The 22471-nt window shown below is 72.1% G+C and carries 9 protein-coding genes; 4 read left to right on the forward strand and 5 right to left on the reverse strand.

The features are described from left to right. Window positions 1–110: 110 nt before the first annotated feature. The 5 genes from ACZ7LS_RS17875 to ACZ7LS_RS17895 all read right to left on the reverse strand — a co-directional run bounded on the left by ACZ7LS_RS17875 (window position 111) and on the right by ACZ7LS_RS17895 (window position 5302). Entirely contained in the window at window positions 111–1043 is a 933-nt protein-coding gene (locus ACZ7LS_RS17875; protein WP_385132758.1) for a LamG domain-containing protein, read from the reverse strand. 339 nt (window positions 1044–1382) lie between these two features. Then, a complete protein-coding gene (locus tag ACZ7LS_RS17880; protein WP_385132760.1) occupies window positions 1383–2570 on the reverse strand; it encodes a DUF418 domain-containing protein in 1188 nt (395 codons plus the stop codon). A 122-nt stretch (window positions 2571–2692) separates the two neighbouring features. Then, window positions 2693–3622, reverse strand: coding sequence for a TIGR03564 family F420-dependent LLM class oxidoreductase (locus tag ACZ7LS_RS17885; protein WP_385132763.1), 930 nt, complete (start codon window positions 3620–3622; stop codon window positions 2693–2695). Between the two features lie 383 nt (window positions 3623–4005). Then, the gene (locus ACZ7LS_RS17890) at window positions 4006–4587 is read right to left on the reverse strand and encodes a superoxide dismutase family protein (protein WP_385132766.1); all 582 of its coding nucleotides are present in this window, start codon (window positions 4585–4587) and stop codon (window positions 4006–4008) included. A 256-nt stretch (window positions 4588–4843) separates the two neighbouring features. Then, on the reverse strand, window positions 4844–5302 hold the full coding sequence (locus tag ACZ7LS_RS17895) for a VOC family protein (RefSeq protein WP_385132769.1): 459 nt from the start codon (window positions 5300–5302) through the stop codon (window positions 4844–4846). Between the two features lie 626 nt (window positions 5303–5928). Here ACZ7LS_RS17895 and ACZ7LS_RS17900 point away from each other — a divergent pair. The 4 genes from ACZ7LS_RS17900 (at window position 5929) to ACZ7LS_RS17915 (ending at window position 22361) form a co-directional block, all read left to right on the forward strand. Continuing rightward, the gene (locus ACZ7LS_RS17900; RefSeq protein ID WP_385132771.1) at window positions 5929–10017 is read left to right on the forward strand and encodes a non-ribosomal peptide synthetase; all 4089 of its coding nucleotides are present in this window, start codon (window positions 5929–5931) and stop codon (window positions 10015–10017) included. Continuing rightward, window positions 10017–19895, forward strand: a complete 9879-nt coding sequence (locus tag ACZ7LS_RS17905; protein ID WP_385132804.1) for an amino acid adenylation domain-containing protein — start codon at window positions 10017–10019, stop codon at window positions 19893–19895. The genes ACZ7LS_RS17900 and ACZ7LS_RS17905 overlap by 1 nt, the downstream gene beginning before the upstream one ends. Before the next feature lie 78 nt (window positions 19896–19973). Continuing rightward, a complete protein-coding gene (locus ACZ7LS_RS17910) occupies window positions 19974–20846 on the forward strand; it encodes a TauD/TfdA dioxygenase family protein (RefSeq protein ID WP_385132774.1) in 873 nt (290 codons plus the stop codon). Window positions 20847–21014: 168 nt separating this feature from the next. Beyond that, a complete protein-coding gene (locus ACZ7LS_RS17915; RefSeq protein WP_385132777.1) occupies window positions 21015–22361 on the forward strand; it encodes a geranylgeranyl reductase family protein in 1347 nt (448 codons plus the stop codon). Window positions 22362–22471: the final 110 nt, after the last annotated feature.

Here is a 22471-nt window from a genome sequence, read left to right on the forward strand (position 1 = left end):
GTTCCTCGCAAGGTCAACACAGATCCGCGCCGTTTCGCCGACGGCGGGCGGCTCTCACGTTCGAGCGGGACATCCGCCCAGGCTGCGCTTCAGCTCCGGACGGAATGCCCTCAGCCGCCCGGTACTTGAGTGGGGACGTCGAACCAACTGCCGGCCAGCTTCTCGATCTGCGCGTCGGTCAACGGCCCCTGGAAGGCCCATACGTCATCGACCAGACCGGGGAAATACCCACCGAACGTGCCGTCCTTCTTGGCCCTGCCGACCTGCAGTGCGCCGGGCGCCTGGAACGAGAGCGCGTTCTCCGCCCATGGCACCAAGTCCGCGCACGCCGGATCGCCCGACGAACCATCACCATCCTGGTCGGAACAGGCAACCTCTTCGAGGTTCCCGTTCACGTAGAGCCGCAGTTGCCTGGTGAACCCGTCATAGACCACGGCCAAGTGGTTCCAGTCACGGACGTCGTTGAAGTTTCCGTTGTCCGCCTCGGCGACGGCCGCCGTGTCGGCATCCTGGTCCGGCAGGCTCAGTCGCCATCGGCCGAGCCCCTCGGGATCCGAGGCATCGGGCACGTACCGCACGGCGAATGCGCTGGTTCGACGGCCATCCGCACTTACCAGAGCCCGTTCGCCGGAGGGAGTGGACGAAGCCTGGGCCCAGGCTGTCACCGTGAAACTGCCGGATGTGTCCACCGGCATACGGGCCGTGGCACCGTAGCCGTCGACGCCGTTCAGTTCGACGCCCCCCACATCCACGAATCCGTATCCGGGCCTTGCCCCGCCCCGGAGCGTCATCGTGTTGCCCTCTTCGGAAGCGTCGGAAGTCGTGGCCGGAGTTGCTTCCGTGATGTCCTCGAACTTCCACCGCCCCTTGACCACGGGCCGCTGTTTGAAGAGTTGCTGCACCTCGTCGGCGGAGACCGGGCGGTCGAAGAGCTTCACGTCATCGATCTGGCCGGGGAAGAAGGAACCGGGCCGGCCTTCGTACGATCCGGCCCCGATCTGAACCGGACCGCCCGCGTACCAGGTCTGGGAGACAGCCGCCACGCGGGCAGCGCAAATCCCCCGCAACTCGCCCATCAATCCCCGCCCCAACCTTCACAGAAGCCAGACAACTTCGCAGAGTTAAATGGCTATCGCACAGCGTTGTCAACAGTGATCCATTCCATGAAGAGAAGGCGGCGACAACGACGCACCTGTGCGGCCGGACGAGAGCCTCGGCGTGATCACCGAGCAAGCCGTTGTCGAGTCGGCACAGGACCTCGCCGGCGCTCGCTCACAAAGTGGTCCCTGATGGCGTCGGCCTGCCGCAAGTCGCTCCGGCTTCCCGGCGGGCCGCGACGCGCCATCTCCCGGTTGCTGCTCAGCGCTTCGGACCGCGCGGGATCAGTGCCGCAGGGCCCATTTCTGGACCGACTCCAGCGGGCCCGTCCGGAAGCGCCGCAGCCACAGCGTGGAGCCGGCCATCAGCACGGCGCATACCACCGCCCACAGTCCCATCGCCCACCACGGCCGCCACGACTCGTCGAGCCGGTGCGCGAGACCGAGGCCGATGCCGTACGAGACGAACACGCACAGCACGTTCTGCAGGACGTAGCCGGAGAGCGCGGTCCTGCCGACGCCGGTGAGGCCGGTCAGCAGGGGGCCCGGACGCCGTACCCGCTCCACCAGGGCGCCGATCAGTCCGATGTAGCCGAGCGCCATCAGCGGACCCGCGACATACCGGTCCAGGAAGAAGAGGTCAGGGCCCGCCTGCGAGAGTGCGACGCTGAGCGGGAGTCCGAGGCCCAGGCCCCACGCGAGGAGGCGGGCGCGGATGCGGCGCCCGGTGGCGTCGGAGCCGAACGCGCCCGCGCGGAAGAGCCGTACGCCCAGCAGGAACAGGAAGACGAGCAGGCAGAACGACAGCAGCGGCTCCATACGGAAGTCGAGCGCGTTGTCCAGCCGGAACCGGACCTGTTCGAGGTAGCCGCCGTGCGCGTACAGGTCCACCACCTCGCGCGGCACGGGCGCACCGCCCTGCGCACCGCCCTCCGAGCCGTCCGCCAGGAGACCCGCCGTCAGCAGCCCGATGAGGGTCAGATGCAGCCCCGCCGCCCACCACATCACCCGGCGCCGCGCCGTCGGCGTACGGGTCAGCAGCCAGGCCACGAGCAGCGCGGTGACCGCGTACCCCATCAGGACGTCCCAGGCGAAGACGAGGATGAAGTGCAGCGTCCCCTCGGCGAAGAGGAACAGCGCCCGCCATCGGTACCGGCCCGGCCAGGGCTCACCGCGCCGCTCGGCCGCGCTGTACTGGATGGCCAGGCCCACACCGAACAGGATCGTCAGCAGCGACAGGAACTTGCCGTTGGCCAGCAGCCGCATCGTGCTCTCGGCCGCCGCCGGAAAGGAGTCGAAGGACATCTCGCCCTGCCCGTCGCTGAGGACGGCCCATTCCGCGCCGGGGCTCGTGAAGATCCAGACGTTGGTCATCAACGTGCCGAGGATCGCGACCCCTCGCAGCACATCGAGCAGCGGGAGACGGGCAGGCCGGCCGGGCGTCGTGGCCGAAGAGGTCAGGGTCTCGGTCATGGGTTCATCGTCTCGGCGCGTCCGGCCGGTCACGTCATGACCGCAGACGAACAGCCGCTACATCGAAAGATGTACGGGGCCCGCGCGCGGTGCCGTCGTCCGTCGCGCGGGCCGGTATCCGCCTACGGCCTGCCCGCCAGGTCCGCCAGAAGGGCCCAGGTGCGGCGTCGGCCGGCCTCCCCGGCGATGTCCGTCCCCGCGAACACCACCTCCGTCGCACCCGCGTCCCGGTAGCGCCGTACCTCGGCGGCGACCGTCGCCTCGTCGCCGATCACGGCCACATCGGCGGCCCGTTTGCCGCCGGAGAGCTCGATGACCCGCGCGTAGGACGGGATCTGCTCGTAGAAGGCGAGCTGTTCCGTGGCCTTCGCGCGTACGGCGTCGATGTCGTCGGTGACCACGCCGTACACGAAGGCCACGATCCGGGGAGCGGGCCGGCCGGCGGCCTCCGCGGCCGCGGTGACGGCCGGGACGATGTGCTCGGCCAGGGCGCGGGGTCCCGCGAGATAGGGCAGGATCCCGTCCGCCAGCTCACCGCTGACACGCAGCGCCTGCGGCCCCATCGCGGCCACGAGCAGGGGCACACCGGCCTCTGCGCCCGGCACTCCCGCGGGCAACGGCGTGTTCGCGGTGAGCAGTTCGCCGCGGAAGTCGGCGGTGCCGGTCTCGGTCAACTGCCGCAGGGCGGTGAGGAATTCACGCAGCAGCGCGACAGGCCGCTCGAACGGGATGCCGAAAGCCCCCTCGGCCACGAGTTTGCTGCCGAGCGCCAGTCCGAGGTGGTAGCGGCCGTGCGTGGCCGCCTGCGCGGTCAGGGCCTGGCCGGCGACGATCAGTGGATGGCGTCCGTAGACGGGGATCGCGGACGTGCCCACCTGCAGCCCGGGGACTTCACGCCCGACGATCGCCGCGAGCTGAGGCGAATCGGCGCCCAGGGTCTGGCCGAACCACGCGGACCGCAGCCCCGCCGCGGCTGCCTCCTGAGCCAGCCGCACGGTGGCGTCGATCTGATTGTCGGGACCGGTCGCGTTGAGTGCTACTCCCACAGTCATGTCACTGCGAACCAGAGGCGATCCACACCCATTCCGGTCGGCGCGTGACGGTTTCTTTTCAGCTGTGTGAACGCGACCACGGGGCCCTCCCTCCTGCCAGGGATCTTCACCGCGGCCAGGGGTCCTCACGCCGGGGTGGGTCGTCCTCATCCCTCCCCGTCACGATCCCTCGCCGTCAAGCCGGCCGACGACGGCCACGAAGCGCGAGAAACGCGCTGGTGACCGCCCTGGACCGGCACTGACTTCAGCATTCCGCGAGGCTGTCGGGACAACCGGCACGTCACAGGCCAGACGTCGCATGTCACACGCCATACGCCATACGCCGCACGCCGCACGCCACGCGCCATCCTGCCCGCCCATGACGTGCCGCTCGCGCCTACGCCTCACACAAACGGCACGGTGAGGCAGGCGAGGCGGGCCCCCGCCGTCCCCGCCTCGCCGGGGTCCGTCATGGTCCCGTGGTCGTGGATCACCACGGAACGCGCCTCGCCCCGCCGGAAGCGCCAGTCGTGCGCGGACTCGGCGACGCCCCGCCCTCGGGCGTCGCTGATGAAGTCCAGCCAGATCTCATTGGCCGCGTTCGCGTAGGCGGGGTCGGTGGACGGCTGGTGCGGATCCTTGACGTGCTGGTAGTGCGGCCCCGCGTCCTCGGGGACGCGGCCGCAGGGCTTGGTGTGCACATGCGCCCCGTACACACGGTTCGGGAGCAGGCCGGACACGGCGAGTTCGATCCCGGTGCCCCTGGCACCGGCGCGCTCGACCACGGTGATGTGCGCGCCCACGGGCACCCTCGTCACGTCATACGTCACCGCGTCCGGCGGAAGGTACGGGGACGGCGGCAGGAATCGGCCCTCCGCCCGCACCCCGGGCGAGCCGTCCCGCGCCGATGCCACCGTGAGCGGCGTCGCGAGCAGCGCGATGACAGCGAGAACGGCTGAAGCCGAAGCCTTGGAACGGAACTTCACGAGCGGCCTCCTTCGACGGGTCTGATCGCCATGTCAACGGAGAAGGGCGGGCCGAGGATGTGCGGGAACCCGAACGGGTTGCGACCGACCGCCGACTGACGCGGTGCGCCACACGCGCGGTCCCGCATCGCCGCCCACACCGTCGCCGCCCACCACCATCGCCCCCCCACCACCATCGCCCGCCAACGCCGACCCGGCGGCGGGGACACCCGCTGATCGGCGGCGTGACCGCTCAGCGGCCGTCGGGCGTGACCGCTCAGCCGCCGTCGGCGGGCGTGGGATCGGCGAAGACGCCGTGCAGCATGCCGGTCGCCTGCCCCACCTCCACCAGATAGCCGTCGGGGTCACGCAGATAGCACCGGAGCTCGGCCTTGCGGTCGAGCGGTTCGGTCAGGAAGTGCGCGCCCTTGGCGGTGGCCCGCGCATAGAACGCGGCCAGGTCGGCCACCCGTACATTGAGGAACGACGACACGGGGTCGCCGGGCTCGGGCGCGGTGAGGACGACCTCGGGCTTGTCCGGGGTCGGCCCGCCACCGGGGTTCATGATGATCCAGCCGTTGGCGATCTTCACGATGCACGGATTCTCCGCGAGGACCACCTCGCCGCCGAGGATGTCCGCGTAGAAGCGGCCGGAGACATGGACGTCTCGCACGGTCAGGAAGTGCGTCAGCACCAGCCCCTGCGCGGGGGCCGGCAGATCCTCTCGCTTCGCCATCGATGTCGCCCTCTTTGCGTCGGCCCGCGGAGAGTCGGGGCAGTCGTCTCCACCCTGCTGGCACCGGAGTACCCGGGCAACTCGGCGTCCGGACGCCGGGGCGGGTCCGAACCTCCCCGCCGCACGCGTCGTAGGAACCGTCCCCATGGCCGACCCGGGCCGGCCATGGGGCTGAACACCCGTGCCTCAGGCCGCCATTGACATGATCGAGCACTTGTCCAATCATCATCCAGACAGTTACGCCAGTGATGCCAGTGACATGAGCGATGCGAGTGATTGAAGGCACATGCTGATCAAACTGGTGAGCAGCAGGGCGCCGCGGGCGGACGGATGAGGCGCCCCGGTTCCGCGCCCGGTCGGCCGTCTCGTCCCGGTTGATACGCGCGTGATACGCGCGGGTTGATACATACGGACGCACAAGTTGGCATGCACAGGTCGACATGCCGCGTCGATACGTACGGAGAGCGATCGCCCGCGCTCGTCCGCCACCTCCCCGGGCGATGACGCCCCACCGCGACCCGAGCCCCCTCGCGATGACTCGCCACCCGCGATGACTCACCACCGCGACGGCGCCCCGCCACGATCCCACCTCCGCAATGAGCCTCCCCTACGGGAAAGGGCCGGTCTTGTCGGCGATACGTACCTCCCCCACCACGGCCACGACCACCACCGCGACCCGGCAGCGCGCGGTACCGGCACGGAGCGCCGACGCCGGTACGCCGCACCCGGAGAGCGGGGCGCCTCCGGCGAAGGGGACGTCTCCGGAGAAGGGGACGTCTCCGGCCCTGTCGCCGGCGCAGGAGCGGTTGTGGGCGCTCGCGCAGCTGGACGGCGCGAACGCGGCGTACAACGAGCCGGTGGCCTTCGACCTGCGGGGTCCGCTGGACCGCGCCGTGCTGGTCCGCGCGCTGGACGCGCTGGTCGCCCGGCACGAGGCGCTGCGTACCCGCTTCGTCGCCGTGGCGGGCGAGGCGTACCAGCGGATCGATCCGCCGGACACCGGCTTCACGCTCGTGGTGGAGGATCTGACCGGACAGCCGGACGCCGACGCGCGGCTCGCCGCCCGGCAACTCGACGAATGCACGGCTCCGTTCGATCTGAGCCGGGGTCCGCTGGCCCGCGGCCGGCTGCTGGTGCTGGACGCGCACCACCATGTGCTGCTCATCACGGTGCATCACATCGTGTTCGACGGCTGGTCCAGAAACATCATGCTGCGGGAACTGGGCCTGCTCCACTCCGCGTTCCTGCGCGGCGAGGATCCCGCGCTGCCGCCGCTGATCTGGCAGTACTCCGACTATGCCGAACAGCAGCGGCAGTGGCTGGCCGGCGACGAGCCCGCCGCGCTGAGCGCCTACTGGGCGGCGACCCTGGCCGACGCCCCGCCCCTGCTCGCACTGCCCACCGACCGTCCGCGCCCCGCCGAGCGGGACCACCGCGGCGGCCGGGTGCGGATCTCGCTCGACGAAGATCTCACCTCGGCTCTCAAGGCCCTCGCCCAGCGGCACGGCACCACGCTGTACTCGACCCTGCTGACCGGCTGGTCCGTACTGCTGGCACGTCTGACCGGGCAGTCCGACATCGTTGTCGGCGCCCCCACGGCGAACCGCAGACGCGGGGATGTCGCCGGGCTGATGGGCTTCTTCGTCAACACCCTCGCGCTACGGGTCGATCTGTCGGGATCTCCGACGGGGACCGACATGCTGGCGCGGGTGCACGGCACCCTCCGGGGCGCCCTTGACCATGCCGACCTGCCCTTCGAGCGTGTGGTGGAACTCGTCAATCCGCCGCGCAGCGCCGCCCATACGCCGCTGTTCCAGACCATGTTCGCCTGGGTTCCCTCGCTGAGGGGCCTGCTCGACCTGGCGGACGTCGAGGCCGAGCCGCTCGGCATCCCGTACGCGCCGGCCAAGTTCGATCTGGTGCTCGCGCTGGCGGAGGAGGACGGCCGGGTCGTCGGCGAGCTGGACTACGCCAGCGCCCTGTTCGACCACGAGACGGTCGAGCGGTACGCGCGCTATCTGCGGCGGGTGCTGGCGTGGCTGGCCGAGGAGGCCGGCCGGGAGGTCGCCGACGCCGCCCTCATGGACGCGCGGGAGTGCCGTGAGCTGCTGGCGGACTGGAGCACCGCCGAGGAGACCGGGACACCCCAGGCCCCGTGGCCCGGCGGTCTGATCGAACGCTTCGGGACCCAGGCGCGCACCCGCCCCACCGGGGCCGCCCTCGTCCACGCGGGCGAACGGCTCGACTACGCCACGCTGGAGCGGCGCGTCAACCGGCTGGCCCACGCCCTGATCAGCCGGGGCGCGGGGCCGGGCCGGGTGGTGGGCCTGCACGCGGGGCGGTCGACGGAGCTGGTGGTGGGTGTCCTCGGCATCCTCACGGCGGGCGCCGCCTATCTGCCGCTCGATCCGGGCCAGCCCGCCGAGCGGCTCGCCGCCATGGCCGAGGACGCCGCGCCCCTGCTCGTACTGAGCGACCTCCCCGACACCCCCCGCGCGGACTGGCTCTCCCTGACCGCCGTCGAGGCCGAGGGACGGCGCGACGACGCCCCCGGGACCGTGGTCCGCCCCTCGGATCCCGCGTATGTCATCTACACCTCCGGCTCCACCGGCCGCCCCAAGGGTGTGGTGGTGACGCACGCCTCCGTCACCAATCTGTTCGACCAGTGGCTGGCCCGGTTCGGGGACGCGCCGGGCGAGGCCGCGTCGGCCTGGTCGAGCATCGGCTTCGACGCGTCGGTCCACGAGCTCCTCCTGCCGCTCACCACCGGCGGCGTCCTGCGTCTGGTCCCTGACGAGCTGCGCGGCGACCCGGAGGCGCTGATGGGCTGGATGCGTGAGCACCGGGTCGTGACCGCGTTCCTGCCGCCGTCCTACGTCAAGTGGATCGACGAGGCGCCCGAGGCACGGCTGAGGGGACTGGCGCTGCGTCAGCTGCTGACCGGGGTGGAGTCCCTTCCCGAGAGGGCGCTGTACCGCATGCGGCAGGTGCTGCCCGGCCTGCGGATCTGCTACGGGTACGGGCCGACCGAGGCCACGCTCTACAGCACCGCGTACACGGATCCGCGTCCGCTGGACCGGCCCTGCCCGATCGGCAGGCCGCTCCCCCGCACCCGTCTCTATCTGCTGGACGAGCGGCTGAGGCCGGTGCCGCCCGGGGTGGCGGGCGAGGTCTGCCTCGCCGGCGCGAGCCTGGCCGACGGCTATGCGCGCCGTCCGGACCTGACGGCCGAACGGTTCGTCGCCGACCCCTTCGTGCCCGGGGAACGCATGTACCGCACCGGCGATCTGGCCCGCTGGCTGCCGGACGGCAACGCCATGTACGTGGGCCGCCTCGACGACCAGATCAAGCTGCGGGGCTTCCGTATCGAGCCGGGCGAGGTGGAGGCGGCGCTGCTGGAGCTGCCCGGGGTGCGGGAGGCGGCCGTACTCGCCGACCGTGACGCTCCCGGCGGGCCGCGTCTGGTGGCGGGCGTCGGCCGGGGTGAGGCGGCGGCCCGGCCCCCGTACGGGTGGCGCGCGGCGCTCTCCGAGCGGCTGCCGGACTACATGATCCCGTCGGTCTTCGTCGAACTCCCGCGGCTGCCGCTGAACCGGAGCGGCAAACTGGACCGTACGGCGCTGCTGGAGAGTTCCCGGTCCGCGCTGCCCGCGCAGGTCAACACGGCCGCGCCGCGCGACCACGTCGAGCTGGCGCTCCATCGGATCTGGACGCGGCTGCTGCTCCATCCCGCCATCGGTGTCACCGACGACTTCTTCGATCTGGGCGGCACGTCGATCTCCGCCATCAAGGTGGCCCACGCCGTCCAGGAGGAGTTCGGCGAGCCCGTGCCGATCCGCGACATCATGCTGCACCCGACCATCGAGGCGCTGGCCGCGCGGCTGCGGAAGGGGGCGGCACCGGGGCGGCCGGGCGACAACCTGATCGAGTTCCGCGCGGGCGACGGGGAGCGGCGGGTGGTGTGTGTCCATCCGGCGGGCGGCACCGCCTTCTGCTATCTGCCGCTGGCCGCCGCGCTGCCCGGGGCGGTCGGCGTGCAGGGCATCCAGTCCCCCGGCCTCAACGCCGGTGAGATACCGCTGCCCACCGTCGAGGCCATGGCGGAGGAGTATCTGAAGCTGGTCGACCTACGGCCCGGCGAGTCGCTGGTCCTGTGCGGACTCTCCTACGGCGGGCTGATCGCCCATGAGATGGGACGACGGCTGGCGTCGGCCGGACACACCCGGCTGAGCGTGGTCCTGCTCGACACGCACGGCACGGAGGACGCGGCGGAACGCGCGGCGATCGAGCCGGTGGACGCGTCCGAGTTCCGGGAGAAACTGGTCAGGTTCAACGGGATGTACCCGGGTATCGAGGACGACCAGATCGACCGGTACTTCCGGATCTACAACCACAATCGCTTGACCGCCCGCGACTACCTGACACCGGCGTCGGCGGCCCGGCTGGTACTCGTACAGGCCACCGCGGACGGCGAGGACGGGGCGGAGGTGCGCGCGTTCTGGCAACGGCGGGCCGACGGGGGCCTGTTGGCGGAGCCCGTGGAGTGCGGTCACTGGGACATGCTGGAGAGCGACGAGCTGCCGCGGGTGGCCGAGCTGATCGAGGCCGAGCTGGCCCGGATGTCCGCCGTACCCACCGCACCCGCCGCCCCGCCGGGCGATGGACACGCCCAGGTGGAGCGGCAGGCCGGTCCGTCCTTCGGGCTGGAGGCATGATGCGAGCCAGAACGGACCTCTCCGGAACAGACTTCTCCGGAAGAGACTTCTCCGGAACGGATACCTCCGGAACCGGTTTTCCCGCCTCACCGGGCGCCGGTGGTGTGGCGCGGGGGGTGTACGAGCAGGCTCAGCGCACCCCGGGGGCTGTCGCGCTGGTTGACGGCGACCGGCGGCTCGACTACACCGAACTCGACGCCACCGGCGCGGCGGTGACCGGGGCGCTGCGCCGCGCCGGTGTCCGTCCCGGGCAGGCGGTGGCCGTCGCACTGCCGCGCTCCTGGCAGCTGGTCTGCGCCATGCTCGGCATCCTGCGGCTCGGCGCCCGGGTCGTACCGCTCGACGCGCAGAGCCCGCCGGAGCGCCGCCGCCATATCCTGACGGACTCGGCCAGTGTGGCGGTGATCCACGAAGGGACGGCCGCCCCGGACGCCCTGCCGGACTCCGTACAGGCGCTGCCGGTGGCCGGACTCCTCGCGGCGGGCCACCGCGAACGGGCCGACCCGGAGCCGCCGTTCACCGGCGCGCCGGTGTCCTTCGTCTTCTACACCTCGGGAACGACGGGCCGTCCCAAGGGAGTCGAGGTACGGGACGCCGGCGTCCTGCGCCTCGCCCGGCCCGGATATATCCGGCAGGCGGAGGGCGCGCGCTTCGCCTGTCTGTCCAATCCGGCGTTCGACGCGCTGAGTTTCGAGGTGTGGGTGCCGCTGCTGACCGGCGGCTGCTGCGTGATCCTCGGCGACGCGGCCGTTCAGACGCCGCACGAACTGGCGGCGGCGCTGCTGCGTGAACGTATCGACACGGCGTTCGTGACGACGGCGCTGTTCAACGCGGTGGTCGACTCCGTGCCCGACTGTTTCGCCGGGGCCGGGCAGGTCCTGGTGGGCGGCGAGCAGCTCAACGCCCGTCTGCTGCGCCGCTGGTACCGCCACAACGCGGCGAGCGCCACCCAGCTCTACAACGTCTACGGGCCGACGGAGTCGGCCACGTTCGCGCTGTGCCACCCCGTCCCGCGCGACTTCGACGGGGACCGGGTGCCGATCGGGCGGGCGCTGCCGGGGACGGACGTACTGCTGGTGGTCCCCGGCACCACGCGTCCGGCCGCGCCCGGTGAGACGGCCGAACTCCTGCTGGCCGGCGAGGGGCTCGCGGCCGGTTACCGCAACCTGCCCGAGGAGACGGCGCGCCGCTTCGTCCCGCTCGCCCGGCACGGCGACGGCCGCACCGCGCTCCACTACCGCACCGGCGACCTCGTACGCGCCGACGCGGACGGCCTTGTGGAGTATCTCGGCCGCGCCGACCGTCAGGTGAAGGTCCGCGGCTTCCGTATCGAACCCGGCGAGCTGGAACGGCGGATCGTCGCGCACCCCGCCGTGCGCCAGGCGTACGTCTGCACCCGCCGCGACGGAGAGGACGGGCCCAACGAACTGCTGGCCTATGTGGTGCTGGGCGAGAAGTCGTCCGAGGAGTCGGAGGAGTCGTCAGACGGGCTGTCCTTCGAGGAGTTCGACCGGCATCTCGCGGCCGGGCTGCCGACGTATATGCGCCCGCACCATATTTATGTCGTCGCCGCGCTCCCCCGTAACGCCAACGGCAAGGTCGACCAGGCCGCGTTGGAGCGCGCCGGCCATCGCCCCTGGCGGCGTCCGCACGGCGAGCAACCTGCCGCAACGGCCTGGCAGCGCGAGGTGCTGGGCGTGGCCGCCGAGATCCTGAGAGTGCCGGAACCTCGCCTCGACGACCGCTGGATCGCCGTCGGCGGCGACTCGCTCAAGGCCCTGCGGCTGCGCTTCGAGGTACGGCGCCGCTGGGGCTGCGAGCTGTCCCAGGCGGCCGTCGTCGACGGGAACCTCGCCGGGATCGCGGAGGCGATCGACCGGGCCAGGAACGCGGGCGACGCGCCCTACCCGGTACCGGCCGCTCCCACGGGAGCGCGTTCGGCTCCGGCCACCAGCGAACAGCAGCGCCTGTGGCTGCTGCACCAGCGGACGCCGGGATCCCGGGCCTACCACGTGGGTCAGGCCTTCCGGCTGGAGGGGGCGGTCGACGCGGTCGCGCTGCGGCGGTCGCTGCGGAGACTGGTGGAGCGTCACCCCGCGTTGCGCACGGCCTTCGAGGCGACGCCCGAGGGACTGCGCCAGGTCGTGGGCGACCCGTACGACCCGTGGGTCGACCCCGCTGACCTGTCGTGGTCCGAACCCGATCCGGAAGCGCTCCGTGAGGGAGGGACGGACGGGACGGACGAGACGAGCGAGACGGACGGGACGGACAGGGCGGGCGAGACGGACGGCGAGGACATGGGCGGGCGGGCCTTCGCCGACCGGCTCTTCGGCCGCCCCTTCGATCTGGCCGAACCCCGGATGCTGCGCGCGAGTTGGCTGCCCCGGGAGGATGGCGGCCTGCTGTTGCTGCACCTGCACCACATCGCGGTCGACGGCTGGTCGCTCAATGTGCTGCTGGCGGATCTGTCGGCGGGGTACGCCGATGCTCTCCAGGGCGAAGAGGCACCGGCCGCGGTGGACCCCGTACCCTCCTCCGGCTCCGGGGCGCCCACCCCGCTCGACTATGCCGTCTGGCAGGCGGAGTGGTTCTCCAGCACCGCCTACCTGGCCCAGCGGGCAGAACTGCGTGCCCACTACGCCGGGCTGGACGAGACGAGTGAGCCGGTCGATCCGGGTGAGCCGGTCGATCCGGGTGAGCCGGTCGATCCGGGTGAGTCGGTCGATCCCGACAGGACGAGCCGAACCGGCGAGCCCCGGACACAGGCCAACTCCCGGCGGTCCTCGCGCGCGCGGCTGCTGCACACCTCGCTCGACGCCGTACGCCGCGCCTCCGTGGACCGGCTCTGTGGCGAACTGGGCCTGACACGCTTCCAGTTGCTGCTCGGAGTCTTCGCGTCGAGCCTGTACGGGGTGACCGGCAGCACCCGTCCGCGCGTCGCCGGTCCCGTGGCCAACCGGCCCGTGCGGGAGTTCGAGGCCAGTGTCGGCATGTTCGCCAACACCGTCCTGCTGCCACTGACCGTCGCGCCGCGCGAGGATCTGCGGGGCCAGCTGCGGCGCCTGGGTACCGCCGCCCGGGAGGTGCTCGACCGGCAGGACGTGGCACTGGCCGACGTACTGGCCGATCGTGAGACGGGCGCCGGTGGGGCGCCGCCCTTCGACTTCCTCTTCGTCCTGGAGAACACCGACTTCGGCGCGCTGGCGCTGCCGGACTGCTCCTCCCGGCCCCTGTGGTGGGCACCGGCCGAGGCCAAGTGCCCCATGACGCTCTCCGTCGTCGAGCACGGGGACGGGCTCGACTGCCTGTGGGAGTACGCCGACGACCTCTTCGAGGCCGCCGAAGTGGCGGCGATGGCCGCCCTGTTCGGGCGCGCACTGGATCTGCTCGCCGACGGGGCGACCACGGCCCCGGCCGAGCTGGCGGCTCCGTACCGCCGCGCGCTGCCCGAGCCCGGCCGCGCCGAGCCGGTGCCCCTGATCTGTGCGACGGTGGCGGAGGGGTTCGCGCGGCAGGTCGCGCGTACGCCCGGCGCACCGGCCCTGATGAACGGCGACGGCGCCGTCAGCTACGCCACACTCGATGCCTACGCGGCCGCGCTCGCCGCCGAGCTGCGGGCGGGCCATCCGCTGCCGGAGGAGGGTGAACGGCCGTGCCACGTCGCGCTGTTCCTCGAACCCTCGGTCGAGCATGTGGTGGCGCTTCTGGCGCTGGCCCGGCTCAACCTGACCATCGTGCCGCTCGACCCGTCCTATCCGCCCGCGTTGCTGCGGCGGATCCTGGAGCAGGTGGAGCCGCTCTGCGTGCTGCTCCCGCCCGGCGGTGACGCGGCGTTCGACGCCGTCGATCCGGGCGGCACCGTACGGCACCCGGTCACCCTGTCGACCGCAGGCGGGCCGGCCGAACCAGCGTCCTGGCCCTCGCACGACGGTGTCCGTCCGCTCTACACACTGTTCACCTCGGGCTCCACGGGCACCCCGAAGGGCGTGCGGGTACCGGACCGGACGCTGAGCAACCTGTTGCAGTGGCAAGCGGAGTCGGGCGGTCTCGCGGCGCCCGCCGCCACCCAGCAGTTCTCCATGCTCTCCTTCGACGTGTCCTTCCAGGAGATCTTCGGCACGCTGTGGACCGGGGGGTGTCTGCATCTGGTGCGGCCCGGCTGGCGGCAGGACGCCCCCGCCCTCCTCGATCAGCTGGAATCGGCCGGTGTGGAGCGTGTCTTCATGCCCTACGTGGCCCTTCAGCTCCTCGCCGAGCACGCCGTACACCTGGGCCGGTATCCGTCGCGGCTGCGGGAGGTGGTGACGGCGGGCGAGCAGTTGGTGTGCACCGACGCGATCCGCCGCTGGTTCGCGGGCATGCCGGGCGCGCGGCTGTTCAACCACTACGGCCCGACCGAGACGCATGTGGTGAGCGCCCTCTGTCTCGACGGCGACCCGGCGCGCTGGCCGGACCGCCCGGCCATCGGCCGGCCGGTGGCGGGCGCGGTGCTGCGGGTGGTGGACGAGGCGGGCGAGCCCGCGCCGCCGGGCCGCACCGGTGACCTGCTCATCGGCGGAACAATGGCGGCCCGCTGCTATCTGGGCGACACGGAGCTCAACGAGGCGCGGTTCGTGGAGTTGCCCGGCCTCGGCCTCTTCTACCGCAGCGGTGACCGGGCGAGCTTCGACCGGGCGGGCCTGCTGCACTACCGGGGCCGGGACGACGATCAGATCAAGCTGAGCGGCCACCGGCTGGAGCTGGGAGAGGTAGAGGCGGCGCTGCTGCGGCACCCGGAGATCGTGCAGGCCGTGGTGGTACGTGACGGCGACGAGCTGGTCGCCTGCGTCCAGCGCCGCGACCGTACACCGGGCCTGAGGGCGGGCCGGGACGCGGGCGGGCAACCGGTCCGGGAAGTAGTCCGGGAGGCGGGCCGGGAAGCGGTCCGGGAGGCGGGCCGGGCACCGGTCCGGGAAGCGGTCCAGGCACCGGGCAGGACACAGGGACGGGCACCGGATCCGGCACCGGGTCACGCACTCACCGCCCGGACTCTCGCGGCCCATCTGGCTCCGCTTCTGCCGCCCCATGTACGGATCAGCCGCTTCCGGCTGCTGGGCGCTCTGCCACGTACCCCCAGCGGCAAGCTGGACCGGGGCGGCGTCCTGCGCGCTCCGGGCGAGGAGCTGAGCCGCGGTCCCGGGACGGCGGCCGTCCCCGCGGACGTTCCGGCGGGCCCGCTCTCACCGCGAGAGGCCCGGCTCGCCGAGGCGTTCGAGGCGGTGACCGGCTCGGCCATCGGCCCCGACCAGACCTTCTTCGACGCCGGAGCGTCGAGCCTGGGACTGATGCGCTTCCATTTGCGCTGCACCACTGAACTGGGGCTTCGCTTCACCGTCGCCGACCTGTTCGAACATGTCACGCTCCGCGCGCTGGCGCGCTACCTGGACGGACGGGCGTCCGAGGCGGAGCGGGATCCGAGCCGCACCGCCCTGGCCGCCACCGCGGCCGCCACCACCACCGCCATCGCGGCCGCCCCTGAGGCCGCCGTCGCGGCCGGTGAACCGATCGCCGTCATCGGCATGGCGGTACGGCTGCCCGGCGCGCCGGACCTGTCCGCCTTCTGGGAGATGGTGAAGGCGGGCGGCAGCGGTATCGAGCACTTCGACGCACCCGACGGCATCGTCGGGGCGCGCAGCCAGATGGACGGTCTGCTGGCCTTCGACCCGGATCACTTCGGCATCAGCCGGCAGGAGGCCAGGCTGATGGACCCGCAACAGCGCCATCTGCTGATGAGCTGTGCCGACGCACTGGCGCACGCCGGAATCGCCGACCCCTCCGCCCGGCGCGTCGGGCTGATCGCCGGTGCCGGTGAGAACACCTACTTCCAGGCCATGCTGCGCGAGGCCGACCCCGGGCAGCTGCCCGACGGCTTCCAGCTGGCCCTGCACCACGAGAAGGACTTCCTCGCGACGAAGGCCGCCTACCACCTGGGCCTGACGGGACCCGCCTTCACCGCCCAGGCGGCGTGCGCCAGTTCGCTGGTCGCCGTCCATCTCGCCGCCGGGCTGCTGCGCCAGGGCGACGCCGATGTGATGCTGGCCGGCGGGGTACTGGTCGACACGACGCTGACCGACGGGTACCGCTACCGGCCGCAGCACATTTTCTCCGTGGACGGACACTGCCGGGCCTTCAGCGACGACGCGAGCGGCACGATCGGCGCCAGCGGTGTCGGTGTGGTGGTGCTCAAGCCTCTGGGGCCGGCCAGGCGCGACGGGGACACCGTGTACTCGGTCATCACCGGCTCGGCCCTCAACAACGACGGCTCCGACAAGCTGAGTTACAGCGCGCCCTCACTCTCCGGCCAGCGCGAGGTGATCCGCGCCGCCCTGCGCCGCGCCGGCCGGAGCGGGGCCGACCTGGGCTACGTCGAGGCGCATGGCACCGGCACCCGGCTGGGCGACCCGGTCGAGGTCGGCGCTCTGCGGCAGGCGTTCGACCTGGCGGAATCCGGTCGCTGCGCCCTGGCCTCGGTCAAGAGCCAGATAGGTCATCCGGGCGCCGCGGCGGGCGTGGTCGGGCTGGTGCGTGCCACCCTCGCCGTGCATCACGGCCTCATCCCGCCGCACGCCGATTTCCACGCCCTCAGTCCGCAGATCGGTGCCGATCCGACGCCGTTCTACATCCCGACCGAGGCGCTGCCGTGGCCCGCCGGGCGGGACCGGGTGGCGGCGGTCAGCAGCTTCGGCATCGGCGGCACCAACGCCCATGTGCTCCTCGAAGCGGACGAGCGGGGCGACGCGCTCGCGCCGGAGGCGACGAAACCGTGCCTGGTGCTGTCGAGCAGCAGCGAGGCCGGTCTGCGCGCGGACGCCGCCCGTATCGCCGACTATCTGACGGCCCGTCCCGAGGCGTACGGGACGGTACTGCGCCATGTGCAGGCGGGCCGGCCGGCACGTCGGCTGCGGATCGCGGCGGTCTGCCCGGACGCGTCGGCCGCGGTGGAGTGGCTTCGTACCACGGTCTCGGCCCCGGGCCCGGTCGCCGTCGGCGTCGCCGAGGAGGAACCGGGCGGGGAATCCGTGGCGGCGACGGGCCGGTCGGCGGAGGAACTGGCCGACGCCTGGCGGGCCGGCCGGCGGATCGACTGGCCGGCCGGTCCCGCGCAGGCGCCATGGGACTTCCCGCCGCCCGCGTTCGACCTGGCGGAGTACGACTTCGCGCGCACCGCGCGGCCGGCGAGCCCGGTCGGTACGGCGGGCGGCGCGGGACCGTCACGACTGCCCGAGGCCGACTGGCTGCACCAGCCCCACTGGGTACGGCTGCGCAGGGCAGCCGCCGGGACCGCGTCGCGTACCTCCCGTCTGCTGGTGGTGCTGACGGACCGTCCGGCACCGCCCGAAGCGGTTCGCGCCTTCGAGGCGGTCTACGCGCGAGTGGTACGGGTCAGCGCTGCCGTCGCCTTCGCCCGGCGGACCCGGGATGTCTTCGAGGTCGACCCGTCCGACCACATGTCGCTGCGCCGGTTGCTCGACGCGCTGGCGGAGGCGGGCCGGGACGGCATCGACTGGCTGCACGCGCTGCCGCTGGCCGTCGAGGGCCCGGTCGGTTCCGGCACGCTGGCGCGCGCCCACCGGGCCTGTCTCGACACGCCGGCCGCGCTGGTACGGGCGGTGGCCGCCGCGCCCGGGTCACCGGAGGTACGGCCCTGGTGGCTGTCGTACCGCGCGAGACCGGTCGACGGCTCCGTACCGCGCCCGGAACTGAACCTGCTGGCCGGCGCCGTCGAGGTGGCACCGCAGGAGGGACTGGTCGACGGCCACTGGCTGGATCTCCCCAGCGCGGACCTGGCCGCCTGGGCCCCACGACTGGCCGCGTTGCTGGCCGAGACGGACGCCGGGACCGCTTCCGGCGCCGGGCTGCCGCGGCAGCTCGCACTGCGCCAGGGCTTCTGGTGGGAGCAGATCACTCTTCCCGTGTCCCCGGCCGGAATCGCCCCCGCGCCACTGTCCGCGGAGGGGACCGATACCACCGAGCCGACCGAGCCGAGCGTCCATCTGATTCTGGGCGGCACGGGCGGCATCGGCACCGCCATCGCCGCCTGGCTCCTCGAACGGACCGAGGGCCGGCTCCTGCTGCTGGCCAGAACGGACCGGCTCCCGGCGGAGCTGGCGCCCTGGTCCGACCGGATCGAGCTGATCGAGGCGGACCTCGCCGCGTCGGCACCCTCGGCACCTTCGGCACCTTCGGCACTTGAGGAGATCCTGTCGCGGATCGGCCGACGGACAGCGCGCCTCGACAGCGTGGTCCACGCGGCCGGCGTGGCGGCCGGCGGACTGCTCGTACGGCGAGACGCCACGGCGATGCGGCAGGCGACGGCGGCCAAAACACAAGGAGCGCTGCTCACGGAGCGGTTGATCGAGCGGTACCTGCCGGAGGTCGCGGTCTACTGTTCGTCGATGTCGGCGCTGCTCGGCGGCGTCGGCCAGTTCGACTACGCCGCTGCCAACGCGCTCCTCGACGGCTTCGCCCATCACCGGTCGGGCGACGCCGAGACCACCGCGCGGATCAGCGTCAACTGGGATGTGTGGCGCGAGACCGGGATGGCGCTGCGGGCGCCCCAGTCCGACGCCCGCCACCAGGCGCATCTGTCGGTCGGCCTGACCGTGGACGAGGGAAAGCGGCTGTTCGCGCGAGCCATCGGACTGCGACTGCCGCAGCTCCTCGTCTCCACGACCCAGCTGGACGAATCCCGCGTGTTCTACGCCGCGTCAGCGACCTCGGCGTCATCCACGGCTGCCGCGTCATCCCCGGCCGAACCCGTTCCGGCGGCTGTCGCGGATTCCGAGAGCGGCGAGGGCGGGACCACGGACACGGCGGTCGGTCTCCTCACCGAGCGGTTGTCCGAGTGGATGGGCGTCGACCAGCTCGATCCGGACGTACCGCTCTACGACCTGGGCGCGGATTCGCTGACGATGCTGGATCTGATCAGCGAGGTCAAACGGCACTTCGGGGTCGAACTCGAACTGTCGTGGCTCAGCCACCGGGTCTCGCTCAACGAGATCCTGACGCGACTCGCGCGGGCGACTCCCGAGGAGACCACGGCCGGAGCCGCCGACGAGGACGTGGCGCTGGAGGTCTGGCAGGAGGGCACGGGACGCGAGGTGCTCTGTCTGGTGCACCCCGTCGGCGGGGACGTCCAGGCGTACCGGTCGCTGGTGTCCGCCCTCGACCCACGGCTGACCGTCTGCCTCATCGCCGACCCCGCGCTGCGGCGGCCCGTACTGTCGGACCGGACCCTCGCGGAACGGGCCCGGTGGTACCGCGCCGCGCTGCTCGCCCGCTTCCCCGAGCCGGTGTGGCGCCTGCGGCTGGCCGGGTGGTCCTTCGGTGCGTGGGTGGCCGCGGAGATGGCCGCGGAGGCGGAGGCGGCCGGCCATCCCGTGGAGACGCTGCATCTGCTCGACCCGCCGCCGCCAGGTGCCGGAACGCTGTTCCAGGAGTACGACGAGACACAGCTCGAAGCGGTGTTCGCGGCCGAACTCGGGCACAGCGGGGACGAGTCGGACGCGTCGGCCGGTGAACACGCGCGGGCCTACGCGGAGCGGCTCGCCCACTGCTGCCGGGCCAATCTGCGCAGCATGGCCGGCCACCGGGTGCGACGGCTCGCCGTCACTCCCAGTCGGCTGTGGCTGGCCGCGCGGCCGGTGGCGGGCATGCCGTCGCTCGGCTCTCCGGAGGAACAGCGGGCGCTGTGGCGGCCGTACCTCCCGGAACCCACCGGCTGGCACCGGCTCGACACCACGCACTACGGCATCGTCCGGCCGCCGTATGTGGAGGCGGTGGCCAAGGCGATCAACACGGACGCGTATGACGCGCCCCAGGGACCGTCTTCGGCATAGCGCCGCGATCCCGCCGACGCCGGCCGTCGGGATCACCGGCCCGCTCGCCCCGTTTTTCCCACCCCACAGGAGGAAGTTGTGGAGCAGTACGAACTGGACGCCCTGGAACGCGTCACCTCACGGCCCCCGAGGGAGTACCGGACCATCGAGGTCGACTCCCTCACACCCGTCATCGGCGCCGAGGTCTCGGGCGTCGATCTCTCCCGGGAGCTGTCGGAGGAGCAACTGGGCGAGGTCAGGACCGCGTTCCTCGACCACCATGTCCTGGTCTTCCGCGACCAGTTCCTCACGCAGGAGGACCACAAGCGCTTCGCGGGCCACTTCGGCGAGCTCCGCCCGGTGAACCCGCCGCCGGAGGACGGCGATCCCTGCATCCTGGAGATCAGCACCAACGCCGAGGCGTCGAACGTGGCGGGCAACGGCTGGCACGCGGACGGCACCGCCGACGCGGAACCGTCGCTGGGCTCGATGCTCTACCTCACGCGCGTACCGGAGACGGGCAGCGGAGGCGACACGCTGTTCGCCAATATGCACCTGGCCTACGAGATGCTGTCGCCTGCCATGCGCCGGCTCCTGGACGGCATGACCGCCATCCACGACGGTCTGATCGCCTTCCAGGGCCACACCCCGCCGCCAGGGTATGTGATCCCCAAGAGCGAACACCCGCTGGTGGTGCGTCACCCCGAGACCGACCGGCCGGTCCTTTACGTCAACAGGGCCTACACCGGGCGGATACCGCAGCTGTCGTCCGAAGAGAGCCGGGCCGTGCTCGGCATGCTGTTCGACGTGGTGCCGAACCGGCCGCTGCTGAGCTGTCGCGTCCGGTGGAGCCCCAACACGCTGGTGTTCTGGGACAACCGCTGCGTGCAGCACCACGCGACGTACGACTACTACCCGTTCACGCGTTACGGCCAGCGGGTCGCCATCAACGGCGGTCCGCTCAAGGGTTAGTCCGCGGCCGTGTCCGGCGGACCCTCGCGGACGAGCGAGGATCCGCCGGACAGTCTGAGGGCCTGCCCGCCGCGGGGCCAGGTTCCGCATCCGCTCGTCCTGGCCGATGATGACGTACAGGGCTGCCCTCTTCGGTGCGGCACCGGCTGTCCCAGGAAGGGGTTCCGCATGGACGAAGCCGAGGTGATCGTGGTGGGGGCCGGGCCGGCCGGCTCGACCGCCGCCTACCATCTGGCCACGGCGGGCGTCGACGTCCTGCTGTTGGAGAAGACCCGCTTTCCCCGGGAAAAGGTGTGCGGCGACGGCCTGACGCCACGGGCGGTGCGGCAACTCATCCGGATGGGCGTCGACATCAAGGCTCCGGGCTGGACGCGGTCACGCGGGATGCGCTGGGTGGCCGGAGAGCACCGGGTCCATATCGACTGGCCGGCCCTGGGGGGCTACCCGGACTTCGGGCTCTCGCGCAGCCGGCACGATTTCGACGACATCCTGGCCCGGCGCGCGGTCGCCGCCGGAGCGCGGCTGCGCGAGGGCGTGAAGGTGACGGGTCCGCTGACCGATCGCGCCGGGCGTGTCATCGGTGTGACCGCAGCGGCCGGAACGACGGCGGCGGGAACGGCGGCCGGGGCGGCGGCGCGTGAGGCAGGAGCGGCGGCTGAGGCAGGAGCGGCGGCCGGGGCCGGAAAGCCCGCGGTCTACCGCGCGCCGATCGTCATCGCCGCCGACGGCGCCTCCGCACGCCTCGCCCTCGCCCTGGGTCTGCGACGGGACCCGGACAGGCAGATCGCGACAGCCGCCCGCCGTTACTACCGCAGCCCGGAGCGCTCCCAGGACGAGTACCTGGAGCTGTGGGCGGATCTGCGCTACGCGGGAACCGATCGCTATCTGCCCGGATACGGCTGGATCTTCCCGATGGGCGACGGCCGGGTCAATGTCGGTCTCGGGGCGCTGCCGCACCGCCGGTACGGAAACGCGGATCTGCGGGCGGCACTGGACCACTGGCTCGCCCGTACCCCGCACGCGTGGGGGCTGCGTGACGAGAACGCCGAAGGCCCGGTCAGGAGCGCGGCCCTGCCTCTGGGCCTCAACCGCCATCCGCTGTATACGCGCGGCCTCCTGCTGGTCGGTGACTCGGGGGGCATGATCAGCCCGTGGAACGGCGAGGGCATCGCCCAGGCCATGGAGGCGGGCGAGGTCGCGGCGGAACGGGCGGCGCTCGCCCTGGCCCTCCCGGCGGGGCCGGGGCGCGAGCGGGTGCTGCGCGACTATCCCGTGGAGATGAACCGCCGCTGGGGGCGCTACTACCGTCTCGGCAACGCCGCCGCCGATGTCGTCTTCAGCCGGTCGGGCTTCCAACCGGTTCTCAACCGCTATGTCATGGGCTCGCCGTTTCTCCTCAAGGCCCTGGCCCGGCTGCTCTCCAACCTCACCGACACGCCCTCCCGGGACATGACCGACCATCTGCTCAACACCGTCGTCCGTCTGGTCCCGGCACCGCCTGTACGCCGCCGCTGAGGACATGGCCGTCCATGACACCGGAGTGACGGGTTCCGGCCGACCGCGTCCGGCGCTACCGCCCATGCCATGCTGAAGTGCGGACAGCGGTACGGACAACAGTGCGAACG

Source organism: Streptomyces sp. NPDC039430, assembly GCF_055639435.1.